Origin of the sequence: Pseudoalteromonas sp. SWXJ133 (assembly GCF_015864365.1) — a bacterium.
In the GTDB taxonomy this organism is placed as follows: domain Bacteria; phylum Pseudomonadota; class Gammaproteobacteria; order Enterobacterales; family Alteromonadaceae; genus Pseudoalteromonas; species Pseudoalteromonas arctica.
In genome coordinates, this window is the sequence record NZ_JADYXJ010000009.1 from 64,740 (window position 1) to 88,325 (window position 23,586).

Here is a 23,586-nt window from a genome sequence, read left to right on the forward strand (position 1 = left end):
TTATGGATCAAAGTACTACACAAATTTATAAACGTCTTGTCTCGTATGTTGGCACTTACAAAAGCGTCGCATTTGTCGCAATTATTGGGATGATAGGCTATTCAGCAATGGATGCTTTATTTATTCAATTAATGAAGCCGTTTATTGATCAAGGTTTGAACCAGCGTAATACAGAAGTTTTAAAGTACGCACCTTTTGTCGTTATCGCGTTAGTTCTAGGGCGTGGTGTTTTTAACTTTATGTCTTCTTACTGCTTAAGTTATGTAGGCTCCCAAGTTGTACGTTCTTTACGCCAAGAGTTATTTGAGCACATATTGCACTTACCCGTTTCTTTTCATGACAAAAACTCAACGGGAGATTTAATTTCAAAAATCACATTTGATACAGAACAAGTTCAACAAGCGATTACTAAAGCCTTGCTAATAGTCGTACGTGAAGGGGCATTTGTTGTATTTTTACTTGCGGTAATGTTCTATACCAGTTGGCAACTATCACTGATATTTTTAGTGATCATCCCACTTGTTGCTATTATTGTCGCCGTCGTCTCTAAACGTTTTCGCCACATTTCTAAAAACATTCAATCTGCCATGGGGCAAGTTACCCGTAGCTCAGAACAAATGCTGAGCGGACATAAAGTTATTCATGGTTTTGGTGGTCAAGATCAAGAGGTTAATCACTTCTCGAAAATTAATAATCATAATCGTCAGCAACGTATCAAAATGGACGCAACTAAAGCGCTTAGTGTGTCTATAATTCAAATTTTAGCGGCAAGTGCCATGGCAGTTATTTTGTGGGCGGTGTCGTTGCCATCAATGATTGATACGATTACATCTGGTGACTTCATGGCATTAATTGCCTCAATGATGATGTTACTGCGTCCGCTGAAACAACTTGCCAATGTGAATAGTGATATGCAACGTGGTATCTCTGCAGCGCAAAGTATATTTTTAGTTTTAGACGAAGAAATGGAAAAAGATACAGGCACTGTTTCGGTTGATAAAGTTAAAGGTTTAATTGAAGTTAAGAACGTAACCTTTAAGTACCCAACGAAAGATGAAGCCGTATTAAACGATTTGTCGCTAACGATTGAGGCGGGTGAAAGTATTGCTTTAGTTGGGCGCTCAGGCTCAGGTAAGTCCACAATTTCTAACTTGTTACCCCGCTATTATGATTTAGAACTACCGAGTGAAATATTACTTGATGGCATAGCACTGCAGGACTATAAATTAACTGATCTGCGTCGCCAATTTGCTTTAGTGTCCCAGCAAGTCGTGTTATTTAACGATACGATTGCCAACAATATTTGTTATGGCATAAAGCACGATGTGTCTGTTGAAGAGTTAGAACAAGTTGCCAAACAAGCGCACGTGTGGGAATTTGTTAAAGACCTGCCAGAGCAATTAAACACCATGGTAGGCGAAAATGGGGTAATGCTCTCAGGTGGTCAACGCCAGCGAATAGCAATAGCGCGTGCAATATTAAAAGATGCACCTATTTTGATTTTAGATGAGGCGACATCAGCACTTGATACCGAATCTGAAAAGCTTATTCAGCAAGCGTTAGAAACGCTGATGAAAGATAAAACCTCTATTGTTATAGCACATCGCTTATCTACTATTGAAAACAGTGACCGAATTTATGTTATTGATAACGGTCGGGTGATAGAAAGTGGCGATCATAGTAGCTTATTAGCAAATGACGGTACTTATTCAGCACTTTGCAAAATGCAGTTTGGTGATCAGGCGTGAGCAAAATAGAGCAAAGCTGGTATAAACCATTTGGTCTAATTACTTTATTGTTATTACCATTAAGTGCTTTGTTTTGGGTTGTATCGGCATTTCGAAAACTCTTGTACAGCGCTAAAATACTTAAACCTTTTGAGTGCAAAACGCCTGTTATTGTAGTCGGCAATATAAGCGTAGGCGGCAATGGTAAAACACCTTTTGTTTTGTGGTTGTATGAGTATTTGACCGAGCAAGGTTTATCAGTGGGTATTATTAGTAGAGGTTATGGTGGGCAATCAGATAATTACCCGCTGTTAGTCACTTCAGTTGTTGACTCCCAAAAGGCTGGAGATGAGCCTGTGCTTTTATACCATCGTTTAAAATGCCCAATAGCAGTTGGCCCTAATAGACAACACAATATCGATTTATTAGAAAAAAATTATACGCTAGATGTCATTATTTCTGATGATGGGATGCAGCATTATAAAATGCCTCGTAGCATTGAGTGTTGTATTGTTGATAGTGAACGTCGTTTTGGTAATGGTTTTGTTATGCCCGCAGGGCCACTTCGTGAAACAACTAAACGCTTACAAAGTGTTGATATAGTAATTGAAAATGGCGGTGAGGCTAATAATAGCTACGTGCTGCAAGTAAGTAACCTTCGTTTAGTTAATTCAGGTGATGATGCAAAACATACGGTAACTCACGCACATGCAATAAGTGCAATTGGGAACCCTAAACGGTTTGAAAACTCATTAGAAGCACAAAATATTAAGTTATTATCGACTCATCACTTTAGAGATCATTATGCTTATACTGCAGATGATTTTATTCAGTTTGGTGATGATTGCATTATAATGACCGAAAAAGACGCGGTTAAATGTAAGTCCTTTGCAAAACCTAATTGGTATTATTTACCTGTAGATGCAGAGCCTTCCGATAGCGTAATAAACACATTAAATTCATTATTAAAAGAAAAAGGAATACTCAATGGCCTTTGATACAAAATTACTCGAGATAATTGCCTGCCCAGTTTGTAAGGGTAAATTACGCTTTGATAGAGAAAACAACGAACTAATTAGCACTGCAGCTAAGCTTGCTTACCCCGTTCAAGATGATATTCCAGTATTGCTTGAAAACGAAGCACGTGAACTATCTCTAGAAGAGGTTGAAAAGTGGAATTCGTAGTTGTAATACCTGCACGTTTTGCATCAACCCGACTACCGGGTAAACCGCTTGCTGATATTTGCGGTAAGCCAATGGTTCAACATGTTTACGAAAAAGCATGTTTATCAGGGGCTAGCAAAGTTGTTATAGCAACTGATCATCAAAAAGTGTTTGATGCGGTAAGTTTATTTACTAGTGATGTTGTAATGACTCGCGAAGATCACCAATCGGGTACTGAGCGTTTAGCTGAAGTGGTTGATTTACTTAATCTCGACAGCAATACAATTGTGGTTAACGTGCAAGGCGATGAGCCCTTACTTGCGCCAGAAAATGTATCTCAAGTTGCTGCATTATTAAGTGATTCAACAGCACCAATGGCAACGTTAAGTGTTGCTATTGAAGAGCGTGATGAAGTATTTAATCCTAATGCCGTTAAAGTGGTTAGCGATATAAATAAAAATGCGCTGTATTTTTCTCGTGCAAGTATTCCGTTTGATAGAAGCACAATGATGAATAACAACAGTGCTCTTAATTTAGAACCGTTCCAGCGCCATGTAGGTATTTATGCGTACAGAGCGGGTTTTATTAAACAATATATAGAATTGAGCATATCGCCACTTGAGCTAATCGAATCGCTTGAGCAGTTACGTGTGTTGTATCATGGTTATAAAATCAAAATAGAGCAAGCTCAAATAACACCCCATGCTGGAGTTGATACGGCAGATGACTTAGCGAAGGTGATAGCGCATATTAAAAGTACAGGCGCGTGAGTGAACAAGTAAGTAAAATATTAAAAATCATTTTTACACATAACGATTTTTATATTTTAGAAAAGCCAGCGGGTCTTAATTTTCATTCAGAAGATGGCCCCGGCTTTGTTGTGTTAGCCGAACAACAATTATCGCAAAAGCTTTATGCCGTTCATCGTTTAGATAAAGTGACATCAGGGCTGATTATTTTAGCGCGAAACAAGGCCGCTGCGGCCAGCTTTACTGTTATGTTCACTGAGCATGCGATTAATAAATTTTATTTAGCGATTAGTGATGCTAAACCTAAAAAGAAGCAAGGGTGGATAAAAGGCGATATGGCTAAGTCTCGCCGTGGCTCGTTTAAGTTACTAACGAGTAAGCTTAACCCTGCAATCACCCGATTCTATTCTCTGAGTTATAAACCGGGATTTAGAGGGTATATTTTAAAGCCTTATTCAGGAAAGACGCATCAATTAAGAGTGGCACTAAAAAGTATTGGCTCTGCTATTTTAGGCGATGCAATGTATTCAGGCACGCCATCAAATCGTACCTATTTACATGCATATGCCTTGAGTTTTGTATGGCAAGGTGAACAAATACAGCTAACTTTATTACCCGATAATGGTGATGAGTATTTGGCGTTAATTAAACATCAAGATTTTCAAGCATGGCAATCGCCATGGCAACTGGATTGGTAAATGAGCGAAAAAGTTACAGATATACGTTTTGGCGGAATTAAGCGTTTGTATGGTCATCAACAATTTGATTGGCTTCAAGAAGCACACTTTTGTGTAGTAGGTATTGGTGGTGTAGGAAGCTGGGCGGCTGAAGCACTTGCACGTACTGGTGTTGGTAAAATAACATTGATTGATTTGGATGATATTTGCGCCACTAACGTCAATAGGCAGATTCATGCGTTAACGGGAACTATTGGTCAAGCTAAAGTCGAGGCAATGAAAGCGCGCTGCGAGCTTATTAATCCAGAGTGCCAAATTAATGTGATTGATGATTTTATTACACTTGAAAATATCCAAGTGCATATTCAAGATTTTGATTATGTGATTGATTGTATTGATGCAGTTAAAGAAAAGGCAGCATTAATAGCGCATTGCAAACGTAATAAACTTCCTATAATTACTACCGGTGGTGCTGGCGGACAAACAGATCCTAGCCAAATAACCTTTGGTGATGTAGCTAAAACTACGCAAGACCCATTACTTGCAAAAGTACGTTATATTTTGCGTAAGCAGTATAATTTTAGTAATAATCCTAAACGTAAGTTTAATATTGATTGTGTTTACTCAACAGAGCAACTGGTTTACCCGGGAAGCGATGGCAGCGTATGTCATGCAAAGCAAAGCGCTGATGGCTCGATGAATATGGATTGTAATAATGGTTTTGGATCTGTGACTATGATCACAGGAAGCTTCGGCTTTTTTGTTGCGGCAAAAGCGGTGCGTAAATATCTAGATAAAAAACAACGCTCGCAAGCTTAGTTTTTGCTAACTAAGCTTTTGTTGTGCCATTGTTTGTATTTTATCAACCATGGCTTTAATACCATTACCACGTGATGCGCTTAAGTGGCTTATAAGGCCGAGCTTTTCAAATTCTTCATACGCATTTTTATTCACTACTTGCTCTGGTGTGAGGCCATTGTAAAGCGCTAAAATAATGGCTAATAATCCTTTTACTATACGTGTATCTGAGTCACCAATTACAACAAGTGTATTTTCTGTTAAATCAAATTCAACAAACATCCATACTTTGCTTTCACAGCCTGGTACAAGTGCATCATCAGTCTTCAAAACATCAGCTAAAACAGGTAAAGTTTTTCCTAAAAGCATTATCTCACGATATTTTTGCTGCCAAGCGGGCGCATTTTTTATAGATTCTGTGACTTTGTTAAACGTATTTGTCATGAGTTATCCTAATTAATTCTATTAAAGTGACGTTTAGTCCAGTAAAGCGATACATTTTTTAAGTGAATCAATGAATATATCTACATCTTCATAGGTATTATAAAAACAAAAGCTCGCTCTTAGCGTTCCATTAAGCCCTAAATGTGTCATTAATGGCTGTGTACAATGGTGTCCACTCCTTACTGCAACCCCGTACCCGTCAAGTAAAGTTGCCAAATCATAAGGATGTTCATCATTTAAGTTGAAACAGAGTGTACCAATATTGTCAGATAGGTTGCTATATATTGTAATACCATTAACCTTTACCAATTTTTGAGCTGCATAACTAAACAATTTTTGCTCATATTGCTGAATTTTTGCGTGATCTAATTCATTTAAATAGTCTAATGCGGCACCAAAGCCTAAAACTCCAGAGATATTTGGTGTTCCAGTTTCAAATTTTGCAGGCGCAGGACGATAAGTACTGTGAGTTAAGTACACTTTATCGATCATTTCACCACCTGATTGGTAAATCTCAAGGGTATTTAATTGCTCATATCGACCATAAAGCACACCTAATCCTGTTGGTCCGAGCATTTTATGGCTTGAGCAGACATAAAAGTCACAGTTTAATTCACGTAAATCGGGTTTTAAATGCAGTGCACCTTGTGCACCATCGACTAAAACAAGAGAATTGACGTCTTTTGCAGCTCTAATTAGTGGTTTTAAATCGGTTATATTACCCAGTGTGTTAGATGCTTGTGTAATAGCTAATAGGGCAGGTTTTGTTTCTTTTATAAATTCACAGCATTCTTTGGTGTTCAGCGTGCCATTTTTATTTAGTGGAAGCGCTATTAATTTAGCACCCGTTTGTTGACTCACTATTTGCCAAGGCACTATGTTTGCATGATGCTCAAGCGGAGATATCATTATGGTATGACTTTCATTTAAGCGCTTTTTTAATCCGTTAGCAACCAAGTTAATGGCTTCTGTAGCGCCTTTAGTCCATACAATCTCTTTACTAAATACATTGAAATACTCTGCAGTTTTATCCCGTACTTGTTCATATGAATAAGTTGCTTGCTCGCTAAGTGTATGGCGTCCACGGTGTACATTAGCGTTTTGAAACGTATAGAATTCAGTAATTGTATCTATAACTGATTGAGGCTTTTGTGAGGTTGCTGCTGAGTCTAAATAAACAAGCGGGCAGCCGTTTATTGTTTGATTTAATGTTGGGAAGTCGTTTCTAATTTTATTTATATCAAACTTTAAAGCAAGCATGGCTCATCTACATAGTGTTTTTAAGGCAGGAATTGTAATCGGTTTATGATAATTCTCAAGTGTTGTTAATAAAAAAGGCCGCAAAATGCGGCCTTTTTAAACTAACCAACGTTAATTAACGCTTGTCAGTTGATACGTAGTCACGTTGAGTGTAACCAGTATAAAGTTGACGAGGACGGCTGATCTTATGACCAGGTTGAGATAGCATCTCATCCCAGTGAGTGATCCAACCAACAGTACGTGCCATTGCAAAGATTACAGTGAACATGCTTGTTGGAATACCAATCGCTTTTAAGATAATACCAGAGTAGAAATCTACATTAGGGTATAGTTTTTTCTCTACAAAGTACGGGTCTTCAAGCGCAATTTGCTCAAGCTTCATAGCAATATCAAGAAGTGGATCTTGGATGTTCAGCTCAGCTAAAACTTCGTGACACGTTTGACGCATTACTGTAGCGCGTGGGTCAAAGTTTTTGTAAACACGGTGTCCAAAGCCCATAAGGCGGAACGGGTCAGCTTTATCTTTAGCTTTAGCTACGTATTCATCAATACGGTCAACAGAGCCAATCTCTTCTAACATGTTTAAACATGCTTCATTAGCGCCGCCGTGAGCAGGTCCCCATAAAGATGCAATACCAGCTGCAATACATGCATACGGGTTAGCACCAGATGAACCAGCAAGACGAACTGTTGAAGTTGATGCATTTTGTTCATGATCTGCATGAAGCATAAAGATTTTATCCATTGCTTTTGCAGTTACAGGATTAACTTTATATTCTTCAGCAGGTACAGAGAACATCATGTGTAAGAAGTTTTCTGCGTAGCTTAAATCGTTACGTGGGTATACAAACGGTTGGCCGATATTTGTTTTATAAGCCATTGCTGCGATTGTTGGTAACTTAGCAACAAGTTTAACTGCGCTTGTTTTACGTTGTTCAGCATCAGTAATATCAAGGTCTTCATGATAGAAAGATGATAATGCACCCACTACACCACAAAGCATTGCCATTGGGTGAGCGTCAAAGCGGAAACCTTGGAAAAAGTTAGCAATTTTCTCGTCAAGCATAGTGCTTGTAGTGATTTCATTCTTAAAAACTTCATATTGTTCTTTAGAAGGTAACTCACCATTTAAAAGTAAGTAACAAAGTTCAATGTAATTTGAGTCTTCAGCTAATTGCTCAATTGGGTAACCACGGTGAAGTAGTATACCTTTACCACCATCAATATAGGTGATTGCAGATTCACAAGAACCAGTCGACATGAAACCTGGGTCATAAGTAAAGTGACCGTGTGAACCTAACGTACGTACGTCGATTACATCTTGGCCAGCAGTGCCTTGATAAATTGGAAGTTCGATTGGATCTAGTCCATCAATTTGGACTGTGGCTTTTTTATCTGCCATCGTTATGTATCTCCTATTAAGATATCTATTCTGATTTTTAGATTTTAAAGTTCTGAAATCTGTTTTAAGCACATCTTCTCATTTTAACGTGAAAGAGGGGGTTAAAGTCAATTTTTATAAACATTATGCATATATGTATAATAAATATTCGGTATTAATTAAATATAATACTATTGGCTAATTCGCAAACATCTCTAAATAAACAAGAATTGTAAAAAGCCCTGTGGGTATATATACTAACGGTGGTTTTAAACCGTATTGTATTTGGGTAAACATATTCTTAACAGCTTAAAATTTACAGGTTTGTGAACTTTAATTGTTTTGGTACGTTTATTTTGATAGTTCCATCAGTAATATTTGGTGGGTTTTTAGAAAAACAAGTAGATGAGCTCCACTGTGAGCAAAGATGGGCAAGTAACTGTGAAAAAGCAAAGACCTGTAAATCTAGATCTAACAACTATATCTATGCCGGCAACGGCTAAAGCTTCAATTTTTCACCGCGTCACCGGTGTTGCATTATTTTTTGCTTTAACGTTTGTCATTTGGGCTTGGTCTGAGTCTCTCTCTTCAGCTGAAAGTTTTGAATTCGTCAAGGGTCTGTTTAACGGATTCATTGCCAAATTTATAGCTTGGGGCACTGTTTCTGTATTAGGTTATCACCTTATTGGTGGTATCCGTCATATGATTATGGATATGGGACATTGGGAAGAACTTGAATCAGGTAACCTCAGCGCTAAAGTTTCAATGGCTCTTGGTGTTGTGTTTGCCGTATTGGCAGGGGTGTGGATATGGTTTTAAATCAAGCAACTCTAAAACGTGATGGTGTACAAGATTTCGTATCTTTACGTACCACGGCATTAATAATCAGCGCTTACGCGATTTTTATTATCGGCTATTTTTTAGCGACGCCAGAAGTCACTTTCGAAGCCTGGACAGGCCTCTTCTCTAACCTAGCAATGAAAGGGTTTACGTTAATTACCCTTGTTTGCATTATGGTTCATACCCGCATTGGCCTTTGGCAAGTTCTTACAGACTATGTTAAGTGCGCAAAGCTTCGTGCAGTTTTAGGTTTTGTATTAAACCTAATGGCCGTTGCTTACGTAGCTATTGGTCTAATCGTATTATGGGGTGTTTAAGTGAAATATTCTGTTCGTGAATTTGACGCCGTAGTAATTGGTGCAGGTGGTGCAGGTATGCGCGCTGCTTTAGCAATTACAGAATCTGGCAAAACGTGTGCATTAATATCTAAAGTATTTCCAACGCGCTCACACACTGTATCTGCTCAAGGCGGTATTACGGTTGCGCTTGGTAATTCACACGAAGATAACTGGGAATGGCATATGTACGATACCGTTAAAGGTTCCGATTTTATCGGTGACCAAGACGCTATTGAATACATGTGTCAAACTGGCCCTGAAGCTATTACCGAATTAGAAAACATGGGTTTACCATTTTCTCGTTTTGAAAATGGCCGTGTTTACCAACGTCCTTTCGGTGGTCAATCGAAAAACTTTGGTGGTGAACAAGCCGCACGTACTGCAGCAGCTGCTGACCGTACTGGTCATGCTTTATTACACCTTCTATATCAACAAAACGTTAAAAACAAAACAAATGTATTCTCTGAATGGTATGCACTTGATTTAGTTAAAAACGATAATGGTGATGTAGTAGGGTGTACTGCAATTGAGATTGAGACAGGCGAAGTTACCTTCTTCAAATCTAAAGCTGTTGTATTAGCTACTGGTGGTGCAGGTCGTATATTCGCATCAACCACTAATGCTCACATTAACACTGGTGACGGTGTCGGTATGGCAACACGTGCTGGTATTTCTATGCAAGACATGGAAATGTGGCAGTTCCACCCAACGGGTATCGCAGGTGCTGGTACGCTAGTAACTGAAGGTTGTCGTGGTGAAGGCGGTTATCTTTTAAATAAAGATGGCGAACGCTTCATGGAACGTTACGCACCAAACGCAAAAGACTTAGCGTCTCGCGACGTTGTTGCACGTTCAATGATGACTGAAATCCGTGAAGGTCGTGGTTGTGATGGTCCTTGGGGTCCACATCTTAAGTTAAAACTTGACCACTTAGGTGAAGAAACGCTTAACTTACGTCTTCCAGGCGTGTGTGACCTTGCTAAAACATTTGCTCACGTTGATCCTGCAAAAGAGCCAATTCCAGTAATTCCAACTTGTCACTATATGATGGGTGGTGTTCCTACTAATGTAAATGGACAAGCGCTACAAATCGATGCTCAAGGCAACGAAACAGTAGTTCAAGGTTTATTTGCAGTAGGTGAGATTGCCTGTGTATCTGTACACGGTGCAAACCGCTTAGGTGGTAACTCATTACTAGATTTAGTTGTGTTTGGTCGTGCTGCGGGTAACTTCTTAGGTAAGTACCTGAATGACGTTGAAATATCTAAAGCGGCTTCAGAATCAGACTTAGAAGCGTCTCTTGCACGTTACAATCGTTGGGAAAATTCAACGGCTGGCCAAGGTGAAGATCCAGTTCAAATCAAAAAAGACCTACAACAATGTATGCAGCTTAACTTCTCGGTATTCCGTGAAGGTGACTCAATGGCTGCAGGTCTTCAAGAACTTAAAGAAATTCGCGAACGTCTGCAACATGCTCGTCTTGATGATAAATCATCAGACTTTAATACGCAGCGTATCGAATGTCTTGAACTAGACAACTTAATGGAAACAGCTTACTCGACTGCAGTAGCTGCAAACTTCCGTACAGAAAGCCGTGGTGCACATTCTCGCTTTGACTACCCAGATCGTGATGACGAAAACTGGTTATGTCACTCAGTATTCAATCCTATAACGGATGAAATGAGCAAGCGTGATGTAAACTATGCGCCTAAAACGCGTGAAGCTTTCCCACCTAAAGCACGTGTTTACTAGGAGATAGACGATGGCACAAGTACAATTTTCAGTTTATCGTTATAATCCAGATGTTGACAACGCTCCTCGTATGCAAGAATACACCTTGCAAACAGAGGAAGGTCACGACATGATGGTGTTGGATGCACTTATTCTTCTAAAAGAACAAGATCCTACATTATCTTTCCGTCGTTCATGCCGTGAAGGTGTGTGTGGATCTGATGGTGTTAACATGAATGGTAAAAATGGTTTAGCATGTATTACTCCTTTATCTACGCTACAAAAAAATGGCAAAGGTAAAATCGTAGTACGTCCATTACCAGGTTTACCTGTGGTTCGTGACCTTGTTATTGACATGAGTCAGTTCTACACTCAGTACGAAAAAGTTAAACCTTATTTAATTAATGATCAGCCTGCAGCAGGCGAACGTCTTCAAACTATTGAAGAACGTGATAAATTAGATGGGCTTTATGAGTGTATTTTGTGTGCATGTTGTTCAACATCGTGTCCTTCGTTCTGGTGGAATCCAGACAAGTTCATTGGTCCAGCAGGCCTTCTTCATGCTTACCGTTTCTTGGCTGATAGCCGAGATACAGCAACTGAAGAACGTTTAGCGGATTTAGACGATGCGTTCAGTGTGTTCCGTTGTCACAGTATCATGAACTGTGTTAGCGTTTGTCCTAAGGGTCTTAATCCGACCAAAGCAATTGGACAAATCAAATCTATGTTACTAAACCGAGCGGTTTGATAGCTTAGTAAAGGTAAGATGGCTAATATTAAATTATATTAGCCGTCTTGTTATAATAACTATTAATTTCTGCGCTAAAAAAAAGGGCTTATAAATGCACGAAGGTGTGATGAAGGCATGGCTAGAATCTTCACATTTAAACGGCGGCAACGTTGCTTATGTAGAAGAGCTTTATGAAGCGTATTTAGACGATGCGACTTCTGTGCCAGACGAATGGCGAGAAGTGTTTGAACAATTACCTAAAGTTGATGGTGTGGATGTTGAAGTAAAACATTCAGAGGTTCGAGCACAGTTTGCACAGCTTGCAAAAAACAAGCATAGAGAAGTAGTGGTAGCAGAGGGTAGTGGCGGTGACCTTAAACAGGTTAAAGTTCTACAACTTATTAATGCTTTCCGGTTTCGTGGGCACCAAAATGCAAACCTAGATCCATTAGGTATTTGGCAACGAGAGCGTGTACGAGATTTAGAGCTAGAGTACCACGACCTATCTTCAAGTGATTTTGACCGCGAGTTTAACGTAGGATCGTTTGCCGTAGGGCGCGATACTATGCCTTTAGGTGAACTATACCAAGCACTAAAAACTACATATTGTGGTTCAATTGGCGCTGAGTATATGCACATCACATCAACAGAGGAAAAACGTTGGTTACAACAACGTCTAGAATCTGTCCAGTCTAGGCCTAAATTCTCAAAAGATGAAAAGCTACGTATCCTTAAAGGGCTTACTGCAGCAGATGGTCTAGAAAAATATTTAGGGTCTAAGTTCCCTGGTGCTAAGCGCTTTTCACTTGAAGGTGGCGATGCGTTAGTTCCAATGCTTAAAGAGCTTATTCACCGCGCTGGTGAAAGCGGCCAACAAGAAGCTGTTATTGGTATGGCTCACCGTGGTCGTTTAAACGTTTTAGTTAATGTACTTGGTAAAAATCCATCAGAATTATTTGATGAATTTGCTGGTATACATAAAGAAACGTTAGGTTCTGGTGATGTTAAATATCACATGGGTTATTCGTCTGACTTTGCTACTAAAGGTGGCAATGTACACATGGCGCTTGCGTTTAACCCATCTCACCTAGAAATCGTAAACCCTGTTGTAATGGGCTCTGTACGTGGTCGTCTCGACCGTTTAGGTGATAAATCAGGCATTAAAGCACTACCTATTACCATCCATGGTGATTCTGCTATTGCTGGACAAGGTGTTGTTCAAGAAACGTTTAACATGTCACAAACTAATGCGTTTAGTTGTGGTGGTAGTATTCGTATTGTTGTCAACAACCAAGTAGGTTTTACAACCTCTAAGCAAGATGACGTTCGCTCAACGCCATACTGTACTGACATTGCTAAAATGGTTCAGTCTCCAATATTCCATGTTAATTCTGATGATCCTGAAGCCGTTGCATTTGTTACTCAACTTGCTCTTGATTTTAGAAATCAGTTTAAGCGTGACGTAGTAATTGATTTAGTTTGTTACCGTCGCCATGGTCACAATGAAGCTGATGAGCCTAATGCAACTCAGCCTGTCATGTACCAAAAAATTAAAAAGCATCCAGTGCCGCGTTTAATCTATGCAGACCAACTTATTGCTGAAGGCTCTTTTTCTGAACAAGAAGTTAAAGCCTTAGCTGATGAGTACCGTGATGCACTAGATGAAGGCAGCTGTGTTGTTTCAGAAATACAGCCAGAGACGTCGCATTCTTCTGAGTGGGCCAAATATATTGGTCATGAATGGAATGTTGACTACGATGCTAGCGTATCTGTAGAGAAGCTTAAAGCTCTTGGTGAGAAAGTAGCTTCTTACCCAGAACAACATAAAGCTCAATCTCGCGTTAAAAAGATTTATGACGATCGTAAGCTAATGGCCACAGGTGAAAAACCACTTGATTGGGGTATGGCAGAGACACTTGCCTATGCAACAATTGCGTCTGAAGGTACTGACATTCGTTTAACAGGACAAGACACAGGTCGAGGAACATTCTTTCATCGTCATGCTGTTGTTCATGGTCAATCTGATGGTACAACTTACACTCCTTTAGAGCATTTAAGTGAAGATCAAGGCACATTTGAAGTCTTTGATTCTGTTTTGTCTGAGGAAGCTGTCGTTGCGTTCGAATATGGGTATGCTACCGCTGAACCTAAGTCTCTCGTAATATGGGAAGCGCAATTTGGTGACTTCGCCAATGGTGCACAAGTTGTATTTGACCAGTTCTTAAGTTCTGGTGAGCAAAAGTGGGGCCGTTTATGTGGGCTTACAATTTTGTTACCTCATGGCTACGAAGGTCAAGGCCCAGAGCATAGTTCAGCGCGCTTAGAGCGTTTCTTGCAACTATGTGCTGATCACAACATGCAAGTGTGTGTTCCTTCAACGCCGGCGCAAGTTTACGCTATGCTTCGTCGTCAATCAGTTCGACCACTTCGTCGTCCTCTGATTGTTATGACGCCTAAGTCGCTACTTCGTCACCCGCTTGCAACTTCATCACTTGAAGAGCTTTCACACGGTGTTTACCATAATATGATCGACGAAGTTGATGATATTAATCCTGAGAAAGTAGAGCGCGTTGTATTTTGTAGCGGTAAAGTTTACTACGAGTTACTACAAGAGCGTCGTAAGCTTGAGCAAGATAATATTGCAATTGTACGTGTTGAACAGTTATACCCGTTCCCACACGATGAAATGCAAACAATTATAGAGCGCTACCAACACGTAACTGATTTTGTATGGTGTCAAGAAGAGCCACAAAACCAAGGTGCATGGTACTGTTCACAACATCACTTTATTGATGCAATCCCACAAGGTGCTAAATTAAAATATGCAGGACGTAAAGCGTCTGCATCACCAGCGTGTGGTTACATGTCAGTACATACTAAAGAACAACAAGCGCTCGTTGCCGACGCGCTTACTATAGAAAATAAAGGATAAGCAATGAGCACAGAAATTAAAGTTCCTGTTCTTCCTGAGTCGGTTGCAGATGCTACCGTTGCTACATGGCATGTAAGTGTTGGCGACAAAGTAACTCGCGATCAAAACTTAGTAGACATTGAAACAGATAAAGTGGTTTTAGAAGTTGTTGCACAGCATGACGGTGTAATAACAGAAATATCACAAGAAGAAGGTGCAACCGTACTTGGCGACCAAGTTATGGGTTTACTTGGTGATGCTGATGCAGCGCCAGCAAGTGAAGGTTCAACTAAAGAAGAATCAGCACCAGCTAAATCAGAAGACGCGCCAGTGGCGCAATCAGCATCAGAAGGTAAAGAAGTGGATATTAAAGTACCTGTACTTCCAGAATCAGTTGCAGACGCAACAATTGCTACATGGCATGTACAACCAGGTGACGCGGTAACACGCGACCAAAACTTGGTAGATATTGAAACAGATAAAGTTGTTCTTGAAGTAGTAGCTCAAGAAGATGGCATCATGGGTGATATCATTCACGGCGAAGGCGATACTGTACTAGGCGAGCAAGTAATTGGTTCGGTTAAAGCAGGCGGTGCACCAGCGGCTCCAGCTGCAAAAGCAGACGCAGCGCCAGCAGCAGATTCAAGCGAAAGTTCAGATGTGTTAACACCATCAGTTCGTCGTTTAATTGCTGAGAAAGGCCTAGACGCTTCTAAAATCAAAGGCACGGGTAAAAATGGTCGTGTGACTAAAGAAGACGTTGATACTTTCTTAAAAGCACCAGCGCCAGCGGCTAAAAAAGCAGAAACTTCTACTCCTGCAGCACCAATGGGCGATCGTACTCAAAAACGTGTACCTATGACTCGTTTACGTAAAACGATTGCGACACGTCTTCTTGAAGCTAAAAACTCAACTGCAATGTTAACTACATTCAACGAAGTGAACATGGGACCAATCATGAGCCTTCGTAAGCAGTATCAAGAAACGTTTGAAAAGCGTCACGGCATTCGTTTAGGTTTCATGTCTTTCTATGTGAAAGCTGTAACTGAAGCTCTTAAGCGTTTCCCAGATGTAAATGCTTCAATTGATGGTGACGATATTGTTTACCATAACTATTTCGATATCAGCATTGCAGTATCTACTCCACGTGGCTTAGTTACTCCAGTACTTAAAGATTGTGACAAACTATCTGTTGCTGAAATCGAAAAAGGTATTCGTGAGTTAGCACTTAAAGGTCGTGATGGTAAGCTTACGCTTGCTGATATGACGGGTGGTAATTTCACTATTACTAATGGTGGCGTATTTGGTTCATTGCTATCTACACCTATCATTAACTTGCCACAGTCTTCAATCTTGGGTATGCATAAAATTCAAGACCGTCCGATGGCTGTAAATGGTAAAGTTGAAATACTACCTATGATGTATTTAGCACTTTCTTATGACCACCGTATCATTGATGGTAAAGAATCTGTTGGTTTCTTAGTAACTATTAAAGAGTTACTTGAAGATCCAACTCGCTTATTGCTAGATGTTTAATCTAGTTGTATGAAATGTAAGCTGTGAATGAACATTCACAGCTTTTTTTTTGCGCCTTTGGTCGTACTGGGGTTTTCATGTTAAGCCTTGGGATCTATACTAGGTGCGCAATTTGGGATAGTTGTTTATTTGAAAAAATATTCAGCTCTTTTAGTATAAAAAATTGGATAAAGCATCATGAATTTGCATGAGTATCAGGCAAAACAACTTTTTGCCGAATATGGTTTACCCGTTTCTACAGGTTACGCTTGCGATACACCTGAAGAAGCTGCTGCAGCTGCTGAAAAAATTGGCGGCGATATGTGGGTTGTTAAAACTCAGGTTCACGCAGGTGGACGTGGTAAAGCTGGCGGTGTAAAGCTAGTTAAAACTATCGAAGAAGTAAAAGCGTTTGCAGCTAACTGGTTAGGTAAAAACCTAGTTACTTACCAAACAGACGAGAAAGGCCAGCCAGTAGCTAAAATTTTAGTAGAAAGCTGTACTGACATTGCTAACGAATTGTACCTAGGTGCAGTAGTTGACCGTGCATCTCGTAAAGTCGTTTTCATGGCGTCTACTGAAGGCGGCGTTGAAATTGAAACTGTTGCTGAAGAAACACCAGAGCTTATCCACAAAGCAGAGATCGACCCGTTAGTAGGTCCTCAAGCTTACCAAGCACGTGAACTAGGTTTCAAGTTGGGTCTTAACCCAGTACAAATGAAACAGTTTGTTAAGATCTTTATGGGTCTTGGTAAAATGTTCACTGATTTTGATTTCGCACTACTTGAAATCAACCCGTTAGTAATTACAGACGAAGGCAACCTTCACTGTCTTGACGGCAAAATCGGTATTGATGGTAATGCACTTTACCGTCAACCTAAAATCCGTGAATTCCACGATCCATCTCAAGAAGATGCTCGTGAAGCACACGCAGCAAGCTTCGAGCTTAACTACGTTGCTCTAGACGGTAATGTTGGTTGTATGGTTAACGGTGCAGGCCTAGCAATGGGTACTATGGACATCGTAAACCTACACGGCGGCAAGCCGGCTAACTTCTTGGATGTTGGTGGCGGTGCTACTAAAGAACGTGTTTCTGAAGCATTCAAAATCATTCTTTCTGACGACAATGTTAAAGCTGTTTTAGTAAACATCTTTGGCGGCATCGTTCGTTGTGACATGATTGCTGAAGGCATCATTGGCGCAGTTAAAGAAGTTGGCGTAACCGTACCAGTAGTTGTACGTTTAGAAGGTACTAATGCTGAATTAGGTCGTGAAGTTCTTAAGAACTCTGGTCTAGATATCATTGCTGCTGAATCACTAACAGACGCTGCTGAAAAAGTTGTTGCTGCTGCGGAGGGCAAATAATGTCTGTATTAATCAATAAAGATACAAAAGTTATCTGTCAAGGTTTCACTGGTGGCCAAGGTACTTTCCACTCAGAGCAAGCGCTTGAGTACGGTACACAAATGGTTGGTGGTGTTAGCCCAGGTAAAGGCGGTCAAACGCACCTTGGTCTTCCTGTATTCAACACAGTTCGTGATGCTGTAAAAGAAACTGGCGCAACTGCTTCAGTTATCTACGTACCAGCTCCTTTCTGTAAAGATGCAATCTTAGAAGCTATCGATGCTGGCATCGAGCTAATAGTTTGTATTACTGAAGGTATCCCTACACTTGATATGGTTGATGTTAAAATCAAACTAGATCAAACAGGTACTCGTATGATCGGTCCTAACTGCCCAGGTGTTATTACTCCTGGTCAAACTAAGATTGGTATCATGCCTGGTCATATCCACAAACCTGGTAAAGTAGGTATTGTTTCTCGCTCTGGTACTTTAACGTACGAAGCAGTTAAGCAAACTACTGATGCTGGTTTTGGTCAGTCTACGTGTGTTGGTATTGGTGGTGATCCAATTCCAGGTACTAACTTTATCGACGTTCTAGAAATGTTCGAAAAAGATCCACAAACTGAAGCAATCGTAATGATTGGTGAAATTGGTGGTACTGCAGAAGAAGAAGCTGCAGAGTACATCAAAGCTCACGTAACTAAACCTGTAGTATCTTACATTGCTGGTGTTACTGCACCAGAAGGTAAGCGTATGGGTCACGCTGGCGCAATCATTGCTGGCGGTAAAGGTACTGCTGATGAGAAATTTGCTGCATTAGAAGCTGCGGGCGTAAAAACTGTACGTTCACTTGCTGATATCGGTAAAGCACTTAAAGAGAAAACAGGCTGGTAATCGCTTGTTTTCTTTAAAAAGGCCCGCATATGCGGGCCTTTTTGTTATTAGTTGAAAATTTAGAACGGGTAACTAATATGCTGGAAAAAACGTACAGATAAGTCTTGGCGTTGTTTATTTATAGCCAGTTCATTACACAGAGTATGGATTGTTTTTTCTACTTGGTTCATAAATCGACCGTAGCCCATTTCATGTTTATCCTGCTGCGTTGCGACCACTACAAAATGCAGCGTTTCTACTAATTTACTTGCTTCATAAAAATGCTTAATTTGATTTTCATTAGATTCAATATCAAAACTTAACTTTTGAAGTTCATCATTGCCTTCACTTTTATCTATTTTACTGTTGCGTATAATAGGCGTTGCGCCGTTAGCAACCATAGCGCCATGGTTTAAGTTATTATTTTGACACGCACGTATAAATGCATAAGCAAAGTAGTCATAAAATTTAGCATAATCGTTTGTGTTCATTAGTGTTTGAAACTGCGTTTTAATAGCGCGCGAAACCGGTATAGTAAAAGTGGCGTAAGTCATCTCTGCATAATCATTGGGTATGCTGCATTGTCTTGATTGGTAGCGAGGGTAGAGACTTCTTAATTTGTAACCATAGCTTTCCTTGTTGCCTTTTTCTTTAGCAAATAGGTCATACGTTAAGTGTTGATGGTCGCGTAGTTTAAACTGGGGCTGATTTATTAAGAGTTGTCCTTGTAAAGTGTCTAACACTTTTTGGACTTTATTATGAAATTCTGCAGAATTGGCTCGTAAATCATCGCCTGTTGCTAAAAATAGAATGCGTATTTTTTTACTCGGTGTACCTTCAGTGTAATAAATCTTATGCGCTTCGTGATAACGGGGATTATAAAAAAAGAGCATTTGTTTATCTGTTTCTAATTGATAAGACTCATCATTGAATCTTACAACGGGTAGTTTATCATTCGCTAATAAGTGCACATTATAAAGCTCGTACTCATCACAAGAAGCAAACAGCTGGCGTGCAATACGTTCATAGCAGCAATTTATATCACTAAAGCTTTTATAAAAATCGTGATTAGGGGTTATTTCAGCTAAAAGGTAGTGGTTAGCGCGTGCATTAGTTGGAATATATACACGATGTTGATTAAGTGTCGCCATCTTTAAATCCTTATAATGTAGGTTATTTACCTACTATAAACTGTTTAGATGACTTAAATATTGCGTTAAAACAAATTTTATTCATAAACAATGGTTCAGCTGAATTAAAGTTAAGCAATATCAAAAATAAACCTTAATCTAGTGCTGTATGTTAGTGTATGTTTTTGTAATAATGCATTAGTTTTGTTATTACGTAATATTTAGAGGACTGCACTCCTATGGCGGAAATTGAGAATCGCCCAAGTAACTTTATTAGAACCCGAATTGATGAAGACTTAGCAAGTAAAAAGCATGCAACAACGCATACACGTTTTCCACCTGAACCAAATGGCTTTTTGCATATTGGTCATGCCAAATCAATTTGTTTAAATTTTGGCATCGCAAAAGATTATAACGGTTTATGTAACTTACGTTTTGACGATACAAACCCAGAAAAAGAAGACATTAACTACGTTAATTCTATAAAAGAAGACGTACAGTGGTTAGGTTTTAACTGGGATGGCGATATAAAGTATTCTTCTAACTATTTTGATACTTTATATGGTTACGCTGTTGAGCTTATAAATAAAGGCTTAGCGTACGTTTGTTTTTTAACAGCAGACGAAGCACGCCAATACCGTGGTACATTGAAAGAGCCAGGTAAAAATAGCCCGTACAGAGATACTTCAGTTGAAGAAAACCTAGCGTTATTTGAAAAAATGCGCGCTGGCGAATTCAAAGAAGGTGAATGTGTACTGCGTGCTAAAATTGATATGGCAAGCTCATTTATGGTGCTTCGTGATCCAATTATTTACCGTGTACGTTTTGCTCATCATCATCAAACAGCTGACAAGTGGTGCATTTACCCAATGTATGACTTCACGCACTGTATTTCTGATGCACTCGAAGGTATTACACATTCATTATGTACACTCGAGTTTCAAGATAACCGTCGTTTATACGACTGGGTACTTGATAACATTAGTTTAGAGTGTCACCCACAGCAAATTGAGTTTTCACGTTTAAATCTTGAATACACAATTATGTCTAAGCGTAAGCTAAGCGATTTAGTGGTAAATAACCATGTAGAAGGGTGGGATGACCCACGCATGCCTACAATTGCAGGCCTACGTCGCCGTGGTTATACACCAGGTTCAATCCGTGAGTTTTGTTTGCGTATTGGTGTAACAAAACAAGAGAATATGGTTGAAATGGGTATGCTTGAAGCATGTATCCGTGAAGATCTAAACGAAAATGCACCACGTGCAATGGCCGTACTCGATCCTGTTAAAGTTGTTATTGAAAACTACGATGCAGACAAGGTTGAGGTTTTATCTGTGGCTAACCACCCAAATAAAGAAGAAATGGGTCGTCGTGATGTACCATTTACTCGTGAAATCTATATAGAGCGAGAAGACTTTAAAGAAGAAGCGAATAACAAGTTTAAACGTTTAGTGCTTGATAAAGAAGTACGCTTACGTGGTGCTTATGTTATTAAAGCACAGCGTGTTGAAAAAGACGAAAATGGTGAAATTACAACTATCTTCTGTACTTACGATACTGAAACACTTGGTAAAAATCCAAGTGATGGACGTAAAGTAAAAGGTGTTATTCACTGGGTTTCAGCACCAGAGTGTATTACGGCAGAAGTTCGTTTATACGATCGTTTGTTTAGTGTTCCAAACCCAGCAGCCGCTGATGAGTTTGAAACAACATTAAATCCAGAGTCACTGGTTGTTTTATCAAACGCTAAATTAGAGCCATCGCTTGCTAATTCACAAGCAGAGCAGGGCTTTCAGTTTGAGCGTACAGGTTATTTCTCTCGTGATTCTAAATCAGAGAACGTTGTATTTAACCAAACAGTGGGTCTTCGTGATTCTTGGTCTAAAACCCAATAAGTAATATCTAAAAAACCTGAACTCTGGATAATAAATCTATCTCGAGCAGCTATTTTCAGCGCTAACTGCGTTGAATTTACTTGCAATAGGCCAGCTATTGACGCGTGAATTCGCCTTGTTTTCACTTAAAATCTCTGGCTAGAGAAAATAAATTTAAATATCACCATGATTCAATACGTTGGTAAATCTCTTAACCAGAGTTCAGGTTTAATATCCCAGTTTTTACTGGGTATATTCATTACAAGCGTATTTTAGACACAAAAAAACCTGCACTTAGCAGGTTTTTTATTGCTTTTTTAAAGCGGTATTAGCTGTTAGCGTCGCTAAATTCTTTACACGCTGCTTTATCATTACACTCACCGTATAAATATAAAGAATGGTTTGTAAGTGTAATACCATTTTCTTCAGAAATTTCAAGTTGACGACGTTCAATCATCTCATCTTCAAACTCTACAACTTTGCCACACTTCAAACATACTAAATGATCGTGGTGTGTGCTTCCTGAAAGTTCAAATACTGATTTGCCACCTTCAAAGTGATGACGGCTTACAATACCCGCATCATCAAATTGGTTAAGTACGCGGTATACAGTTGCAAGACCAATTTCTTCACCTAGATCCAAAAGAATTTTGTAAACATCTTCAGCACTGATGTGTTGGTTATCTGGAGATTGTAAAATCTCTAATATTTTAATACGCGGTAAAGTTACTTTTAAACCGGCTTTTTTAAGTTCCAAGTTATGATCAGTCATTAAATCTGTCTCAATTTTATTTGGTTATACTAGACATCTTGCAAAGATGTACACGACACATTAGCAACAAACAGGATAACGTGCCTAAGCTTTAAGTGCAAAGAACAATTGATTTATATTGCCACTAAAGCTTAAAACGCTAACTGTTTGATAATTATTTAAACAGCTAGCGATATATGCAGTAAATTAGTCAGCTAATTCACTTAAACACATTTCTTCATATACTTGAGCAGACCATGCTTTAACACGTTGTTCTGTAAGCTCTGGTTGACGATCTTCGTCGATACCCAAACCTACAAAATGCTTATCATCAGCCATGCCTTTAGATGCTTCAAAGTCATAGCTTTCGCTCGGCCAATGACCAACAACAATAGCGCCACGTTCAGTAACGATATCGTTGATCATGCCCATCGCATCTAAAAAGTACTCAGCGTAATCTTCTTGGTCTCCACAACCAAAAATAGCAACAAGTTTACCTTCAAAGTCTACTTCTTCAAGTTCTGGAAAAAAGTCATCCCAGTCACATTGTGCTTCGCCGTAGTACCAAGTAGGGATACCGAATAAGATTAAATCAAATTCAGCAATCTCTTCTTTAGAGCTTTTTGCAATATCATGAACAGCCACTAGCTTTTTACCCAATTCTTTTTGGATCATTTTTGCTACGTGTTCTGTGTTACCTGTGTCACTTCCGAAAAAAATGCCTACACTTGCCATGGATTTAAAACCTTTTATGTATCAATAGCCAATCTTTCTTGTAAAATCGTTTCAATCAGCGCACTGCGGCTAATATTTTGTGCATCTGCCATATCACTCAATGCTTGATATAACTGCGATGAAACTTTAAATTCAACACGCTTTAAGCCACGTGCTTTATCTCTTTTTATTTGATTACGTTTATTTACCTTTAACTGCATATCCCTTGAAAGGGGATTGGTTTTAGGTCTGCCTGGGCGTTTTTCGTATTCAAATAAATCGAGTGTAGTTCTATCTGTTTCTGACTTCGCCATGCTTAACCTACACCTGCGCCTTGCCAAAATACTTGAATAAGACCTTTAGCAATAAAGCCTGAACAACCTAAAAAGAGCACGCACCAGACAATGTATTGTCCGAACTTAGGCACATTGCCACTTTTTAGTACGTCTTTAATTGCCATGCCGATGAATATGAAAATACCGGCTAAGCCAAAATACAACCCTAGGGTATCAAATTCGTTAATTAACTGACTGACCATCAACGTATAACCTTTAAATTAAACGGCGCGTACTATAGCATATAATTATTCATATATTTAGTGCGCAAAATCAAAAACACGCGATTAAAATTGCT

General features: G+C 39.4%; 23 protein-coding genes. 15 read left to right on the forward strand and 8 right to left on the reverse strand.

Annotated features, from left to right (window positions below; genetic code table 11):
* Window positions 1-2: 2 nt before the first annotated feature.
* The 6 genes from msbA to tcdA are packed head-to-tail and all read left to right on the forward strand — an operon-like array spanning window position 3 to window position 5,136.
* Window positions 3-1,748, forward strand: coding sequence for a lipid A export permease/ATP-binding protein MsbA (msbA, locus tag I6F40_RS09035; RefSeq protein WP_197192788.1), 1,746 nt, complete (start codon window positions 3-5; stop codon window positions 1,746-1,748).
* Complete coding sequence (gene lpxK / locus I6F40_RS09040) at window positions 1,745-2,725, forward strand: tetraacyldisaccharide 4'-kinase (RefSeq protein WP_166376841.1); 981 nt, start codon at window positions 1,745-1,747, stop codon at window positions 2,723-2,725. Before msbA ends, lpxK begins: the two co-directional genes overlap by 4 nt.
* On the forward strand, window positions 2,715-2,912 hold the full coding sequence (locus I6F40_RS09045; protein WP_002961789.1) for a Trm112 family protein: 198 nt from the start codon (window positions 2,715-2,717) through the stop codon (window positions 2,910-2,912). The genes lpxK and I6F40_RS09045 overlap by 11 nt, the downstream gene beginning before the upstream one ends.
* Window positions 2,900-3,661: a 3-deoxy-manno-octulosonate cytidylyltransferase gene (gene kdsB, locus I6F40_RS09050; RefSeq protein ID WP_166376842.1), complete on the forward strand. Its 762-nt coding sequence runs from the start codon at window positions 2,900-2,902 to the stop codon at window positions 3,659-3,661. Before I6F40_RS09045 ends, kdsB begins: the two co-directional genes overlap by 13 nt.
* Entirely contained in the window at window positions 3,658-4,338 is a 681-nt protein-coding gene (locus tag I6F40_RS09055; protein WP_166376843.1) for a TIGR01621 family pseudouridine synthase, read from the forward strand. The genes kdsB and I6F40_RS09055 overlap by 4 nt, the downstream gene beginning before the upstream one ends.
* Window positions 4,339-5,136 (forward strand): tRNA cyclic N6-threonylcarbamoyladenosine(37) synthase TcdA, encoded by a 798-nt coding sequence (gene tcdA / locus I6F40_RS09060; protein WP_166376844.1) that lies wholly within the window; start codon window positions 4,339-4,341, stop codon window positions 5,134-5,136.
* A gap of 6 nt (window positions 5,137-5,142) precedes the next feature.
* Here tcdA and I6F40_RS09065 read toward each other — a convergent pair whose 3' ends face one another.
* From I6F40_RS09065 to I6F40_RS09075, 3 genes are all read right to left on the reverse strand, one after another.
* Window positions 5,143-5,559: a SufE family protein gene (locus I6F40_RS09065; protein ID WP_007586879.1), complete on the reverse strand. Its 417-nt coding sequence runs from the start codon at window positions 5,557-5,559 to the stop codon at window positions 5,143-5,145.
* 33 nt (window positions 5,560-5,592) lie between these two features.
* A complete protein-coding gene (locus tag I6F40_RS09070; RefSeq protein ID WP_197192789.1) occupies window positions 5,593-6,819 on the reverse strand; it encodes a SufS family cysteine desulfurase in 1,227 nt (408 codons plus the stop codon).
* A gap of 115 nt (window positions 6,820-6,934) precedes the next feature.
* Entirely contained in the window at window positions 6,935-8,221 is a 1,287-nt protein-coding gene (locus I6F40_RS09075) for a citrate synthase (RefSeq protein WP_166376846.1), read from the reverse strand.
* 420 nt (window positions 8,222-8,641) lie between these two features.
* Between I6F40_RS09075 and sdhC the strand changes: the two genes are divergently transcribed.
* From sdhC to sucD, 8 genes are all read left to right on the forward strand, one after another.
* A complete protein-coding gene (sdhC, locus tag I6F40_RS09080; RefSeq protein ID WP_076914908.1) occupies window positions 8,642-9,019 on the forward strand; it encodes a succinate dehydrogenase, cytochrome b556 subunit in 378 nt (125 codons plus the stop codon).
* Window positions 9,010-9,357 (forward strand): succinate dehydrogenase, hydrophobic membrane anchor protein, encoded by a 348-nt coding sequence (sdhD, locus tag I6F40_RS09085; protein WP_007586873.1) that lies wholly within the window; start codon window positions 9,010-9,012, stop codon window positions 9,355-9,357. The genes sdhC and sdhD overlap by 10 nt, the downstream gene beginning before the upstream one ends.
* Window positions 9,358-11,130: a succinate dehydrogenase flavoprotein subunit gene (sdhA, locus tag I6F40_RS09090; RefSeq protein ID WP_166376847.1), complete on the forward strand. Its 1,773-nt coding sequence runs from the start codon at window positions 9,358-9,360 to the stop codon at window positions 11,128-11,130. It abuts the gene before it with no gap.
* A gap of 10 nt (window positions 11,131-11,140) precedes the next feature.
* Window positions 11,141-11,857, forward strand: coding sequence for a succinate dehydrogenase iron-sulfur subunit (locus I6F40_RS09095; protein WP_007375751.1), 717 nt, complete (start codon window positions 11,141-11,143; stop codon window positions 11,855-11,857).
* Window positions 11,858-11,951: 94 nt separating this feature from the next.
* Window positions 11,952-14,771: a 2-oxoglutarate dehydrogenase E1 component gene (gene sucA, locus I6F40_RS09100; RefSeq protein WP_010552673.1), complete on the forward strand. Its 2,820-nt coding sequence runs from the start codon at window positions 11,952-11,954 to the stop codon at window positions 14,769-14,771.
* Between the two features lie 3 nt (window positions 14,772-14,774).
* The gene (gene odhB, locus I6F40_RS09105; protein ID WP_166376848.1) at window positions 14,775-16,286 is read left to right on the forward strand and encodes a 2-oxoglutarate dehydrogenase complex dihydrolipoyllysine-residue succinyltransferase; all 1,512 of its coding nucleotides are present in this window, start codon (window positions 14,775-14,777) and stop codon (window positions 16,284-16,286) included.
* A gap of 177 nt (window positions 16,287-16,463) precedes the next feature.
* Window positions 16,464-17,630, forward strand: a complete 1,167-nt coding sequence (sucC, locus tag I6F40_RS09110) for an ADP-forming succinate--CoA ligase subunit beta (protein ID WP_007586870.1) — start codon at window positions 16,464-16,466, stop codon at window positions 17,628-17,630.
* Window positions 17,630-18,502 carry a succinate--CoA ligase subunit alpha gene (gene sucD, locus I6F40_RS09115; RefSeq protein WP_010552674.1) on the forward strand — a complete coding sequence of 291 codons (873 nt, stop codon included), beginning with the start codon at window positions 17,630-17,632 and terminating at the stop codon, window positions 18,500-18,502. Before sucC ends, sucD begins: the two co-directional genes overlap by 1 nt.
* 59 nt (window positions 18,503-18,561) lie before the next feature.
* Here the strand turns inward: sucD and I6F40_RS09120 are convergent, their stop codons facing one another.
* The gene (locus I6F40_RS09120) at window positions 18,562-19,632 is read right to left on the reverse strand and encodes a DUF3083 family protein (RefSeq protein WP_010552675.1); all 1,071 of its coding nucleotides are present in this window, start codon (window positions 19,630-19,632) and stop codon (window positions 18,562-18,564) included.
* A 218-nt stretch (window positions 19,633-19,850) separates the two neighbouring features.
* Here I6F40_RS09120 and glnS point away from each other — a divergent pair, with 218 nt between their 5' ends.
* A complete protein-coding gene (gene glnS / locus I6F40_RS09125; protein WP_165721945.1) occupies window positions 19,851-21,509 on the forward strand; it encodes a glutamine--tRNA ligase in 1,659 nt (552 codons plus the stop codon).
* 307 nt (window positions 21,510-21,816) lie between these two features.
* On the opposite strand, the gene fur is transcribed toward glnS, so the two are convergent.
* From fur to I6F40_RS09145, 4 genes are all read right to left on the reverse strand, one after another.
* Window positions 21,817-22,260, reverse strand: coding sequence for a ferric iron uptake transcriptional regulator (gene fur / locus I6F40_RS09130; RefSeq protein ID WP_007586857.1), 444 nt, complete (start codon window positions 22,258-22,260; stop codon window positions 21,817-21,819).
* Window positions 22,261-22,446: 186 nt separating this feature from the next.
* Window positions 22,447-22,974, reverse strand: coding sequence for a flavodoxin FldA (fldA, locus tag I6F40_RS09135; RefSeq protein ID WP_007586856.1), 528 nt, complete (start codon window positions 22,972-22,974; stop codon window positions 22,447-22,449).
* Window positions 22,975-22,988: 14 nt separating this feature from the next.
* Window positions 22,989-23,267: a LexA regulated protein gene (gene ybfE, locus I6F40_RS09140; protein WP_002962928.1), complete on the reverse strand. Its 279-nt coding sequence runs from the start codon at window positions 23,265-23,267 to the stop codon at window positions 22,989-22,991.
* Between the two features lie 2 nt (window positions 23,268-23,269).
* Window positions 23,270-23,491, reverse strand: coding sequence for a DUF2788 domain-containing protein (locus I6F40_RS09145; RefSeq protein ID WP_197192790.1), 222 nt, complete (start codon window positions 23,489-23,491; stop codon window positions 23,270-23,272).
* Between the last annotated feature and the right edge of the window lie 95 nt (window positions 23,492-23,586).

What these genes read in the sequence shown, in the direction of transcription:
- odhB (WP_166376848.1), top strand. Translation starts at nt 14,775, where the DNA reads ATGAGCACAGAAATTAAAGTTCCTGTTCTTCCTGAGTCGGTTGCAGAT.
- I6F40_RS09120 (WP_010552675.1), bottom strand. Translation starts at nt 19,632, where the DNA reads ATGGCGACACTTAATCAACATCGTGTATATATTCCAACTAATGCACGC.
- sucA (WP_010552673.1), top strand. Translation starts at nt 11,952, where the DNA reads ATGCACGAAGGTGTGATGAAGGCATGGCTAGAATCTTCACATTTAAAC.
- I6F40_RS09075 (WP_166376846.1), bottom strand. Translation starts at nt 8,221, where the DNA reads ATGGCAGATAAAAAAGCCACAGTCCAAATTGATGGACTAGATCCAATC.
- sdhD (WP_007586873.1), top strand. Translation starts at nt 9,010, where the DNA reads ATGGTTTTAAATCAAGCAACTCTAAAACGTGATGGTGTACAAGATTTC.
- I6F40_RS09070 (WP_197192789.1), bottom strand. Translation starts at nt 6,819, where the DNA reads ATGCTTGCTTTAAAGTTTGATATAAATAAAATTAGAAACGACTTCCCA.
- I6F40_RS09145 (WP_197192790.1), bottom strand. Translation starts at nt 23,491, where the DNA reads ATGGTCAGTCAGTTAATTAACGAATTTGATACCCTAGGGTTGTATTTT.
- fur (WP_007586857.1), bottom strand. Translation starts at nt 22,260, where the DNA reads ATGACTGATCATAACTTGGAACTTAAAAAAGCCGGTTTAAAAGTAACT.
- sucD (WP_010552674.1), top strand. Translation starts at nt 17,630, where the DNA reads ATGTCTGTATTAATCAATAAAGATACAAAAGTTATCTGTCAAGGTTTC.
- tcdA (WP_166376844.1), top strand. Translation starts at nt 4,339, where the DNA reads ATGAGCGAAAAAGTTACAGATATACGTTTTGGCGGAATTAAGCGTTTG.
- ybfE (WP_002962928.1), bottom strand. Translation starts at nt 23,267, where the DNA reads ATGGCGAAGTCAGAAACAGATAGAACTACACTCGATTTATTTGAATAC.
- fldA (WP_007586856.1), bottom strand. Translation starts at nt 22,974, where the DNA reads ATGGCAAGTGTAGGCATTTTTTTCGGAAGTGACACAGGTAACACAGAA.
- glnS (WP_165721945.1), top strand. Translation starts at nt 19,851, where the DNA reads ATGGCGGAAATTGAGAATCGCCCAAGTAACTTTATTAGAACCCGAATT.
- sucC (WP_007586870.1), top strand. Translation starts at nt 16,464, where the DNA reads ATGAATTTGCATGAGTATCAGGCAAAACAACTTTTTGCCGAATATGGT.
- msbA (WP_197192788.1), top strand. Translation starts at nt 3, where the DNA reads ATGGATCAAAGTACTACACAAATTTATAAACGTCTTGTCTCGTATGTT.
- I6F40_RS09095 (WP_007375751.1), top strand. Translation starts at nt 11,141, where the DNA reads ATGGCACAAGTACAATTTTCAGTTTATCGTTATAATCCAGATGTTGAC.
- I6F40_RS09065 (WP_007586879.1), bottom strand. Translation starts at nt 5,559, where the DNA reads ATGACAAATACGTTTAACAAAGTCACAGAATCTATAAAAAATGCGCCC.
- I6F40_RS09045 (WP_002961789.1), top strand. Translation starts at nt 2,715, where the DNA reads ATGGCCTTTGATACAAAATTACTCGAGATAATTGCCTGCCCAGTTTGT.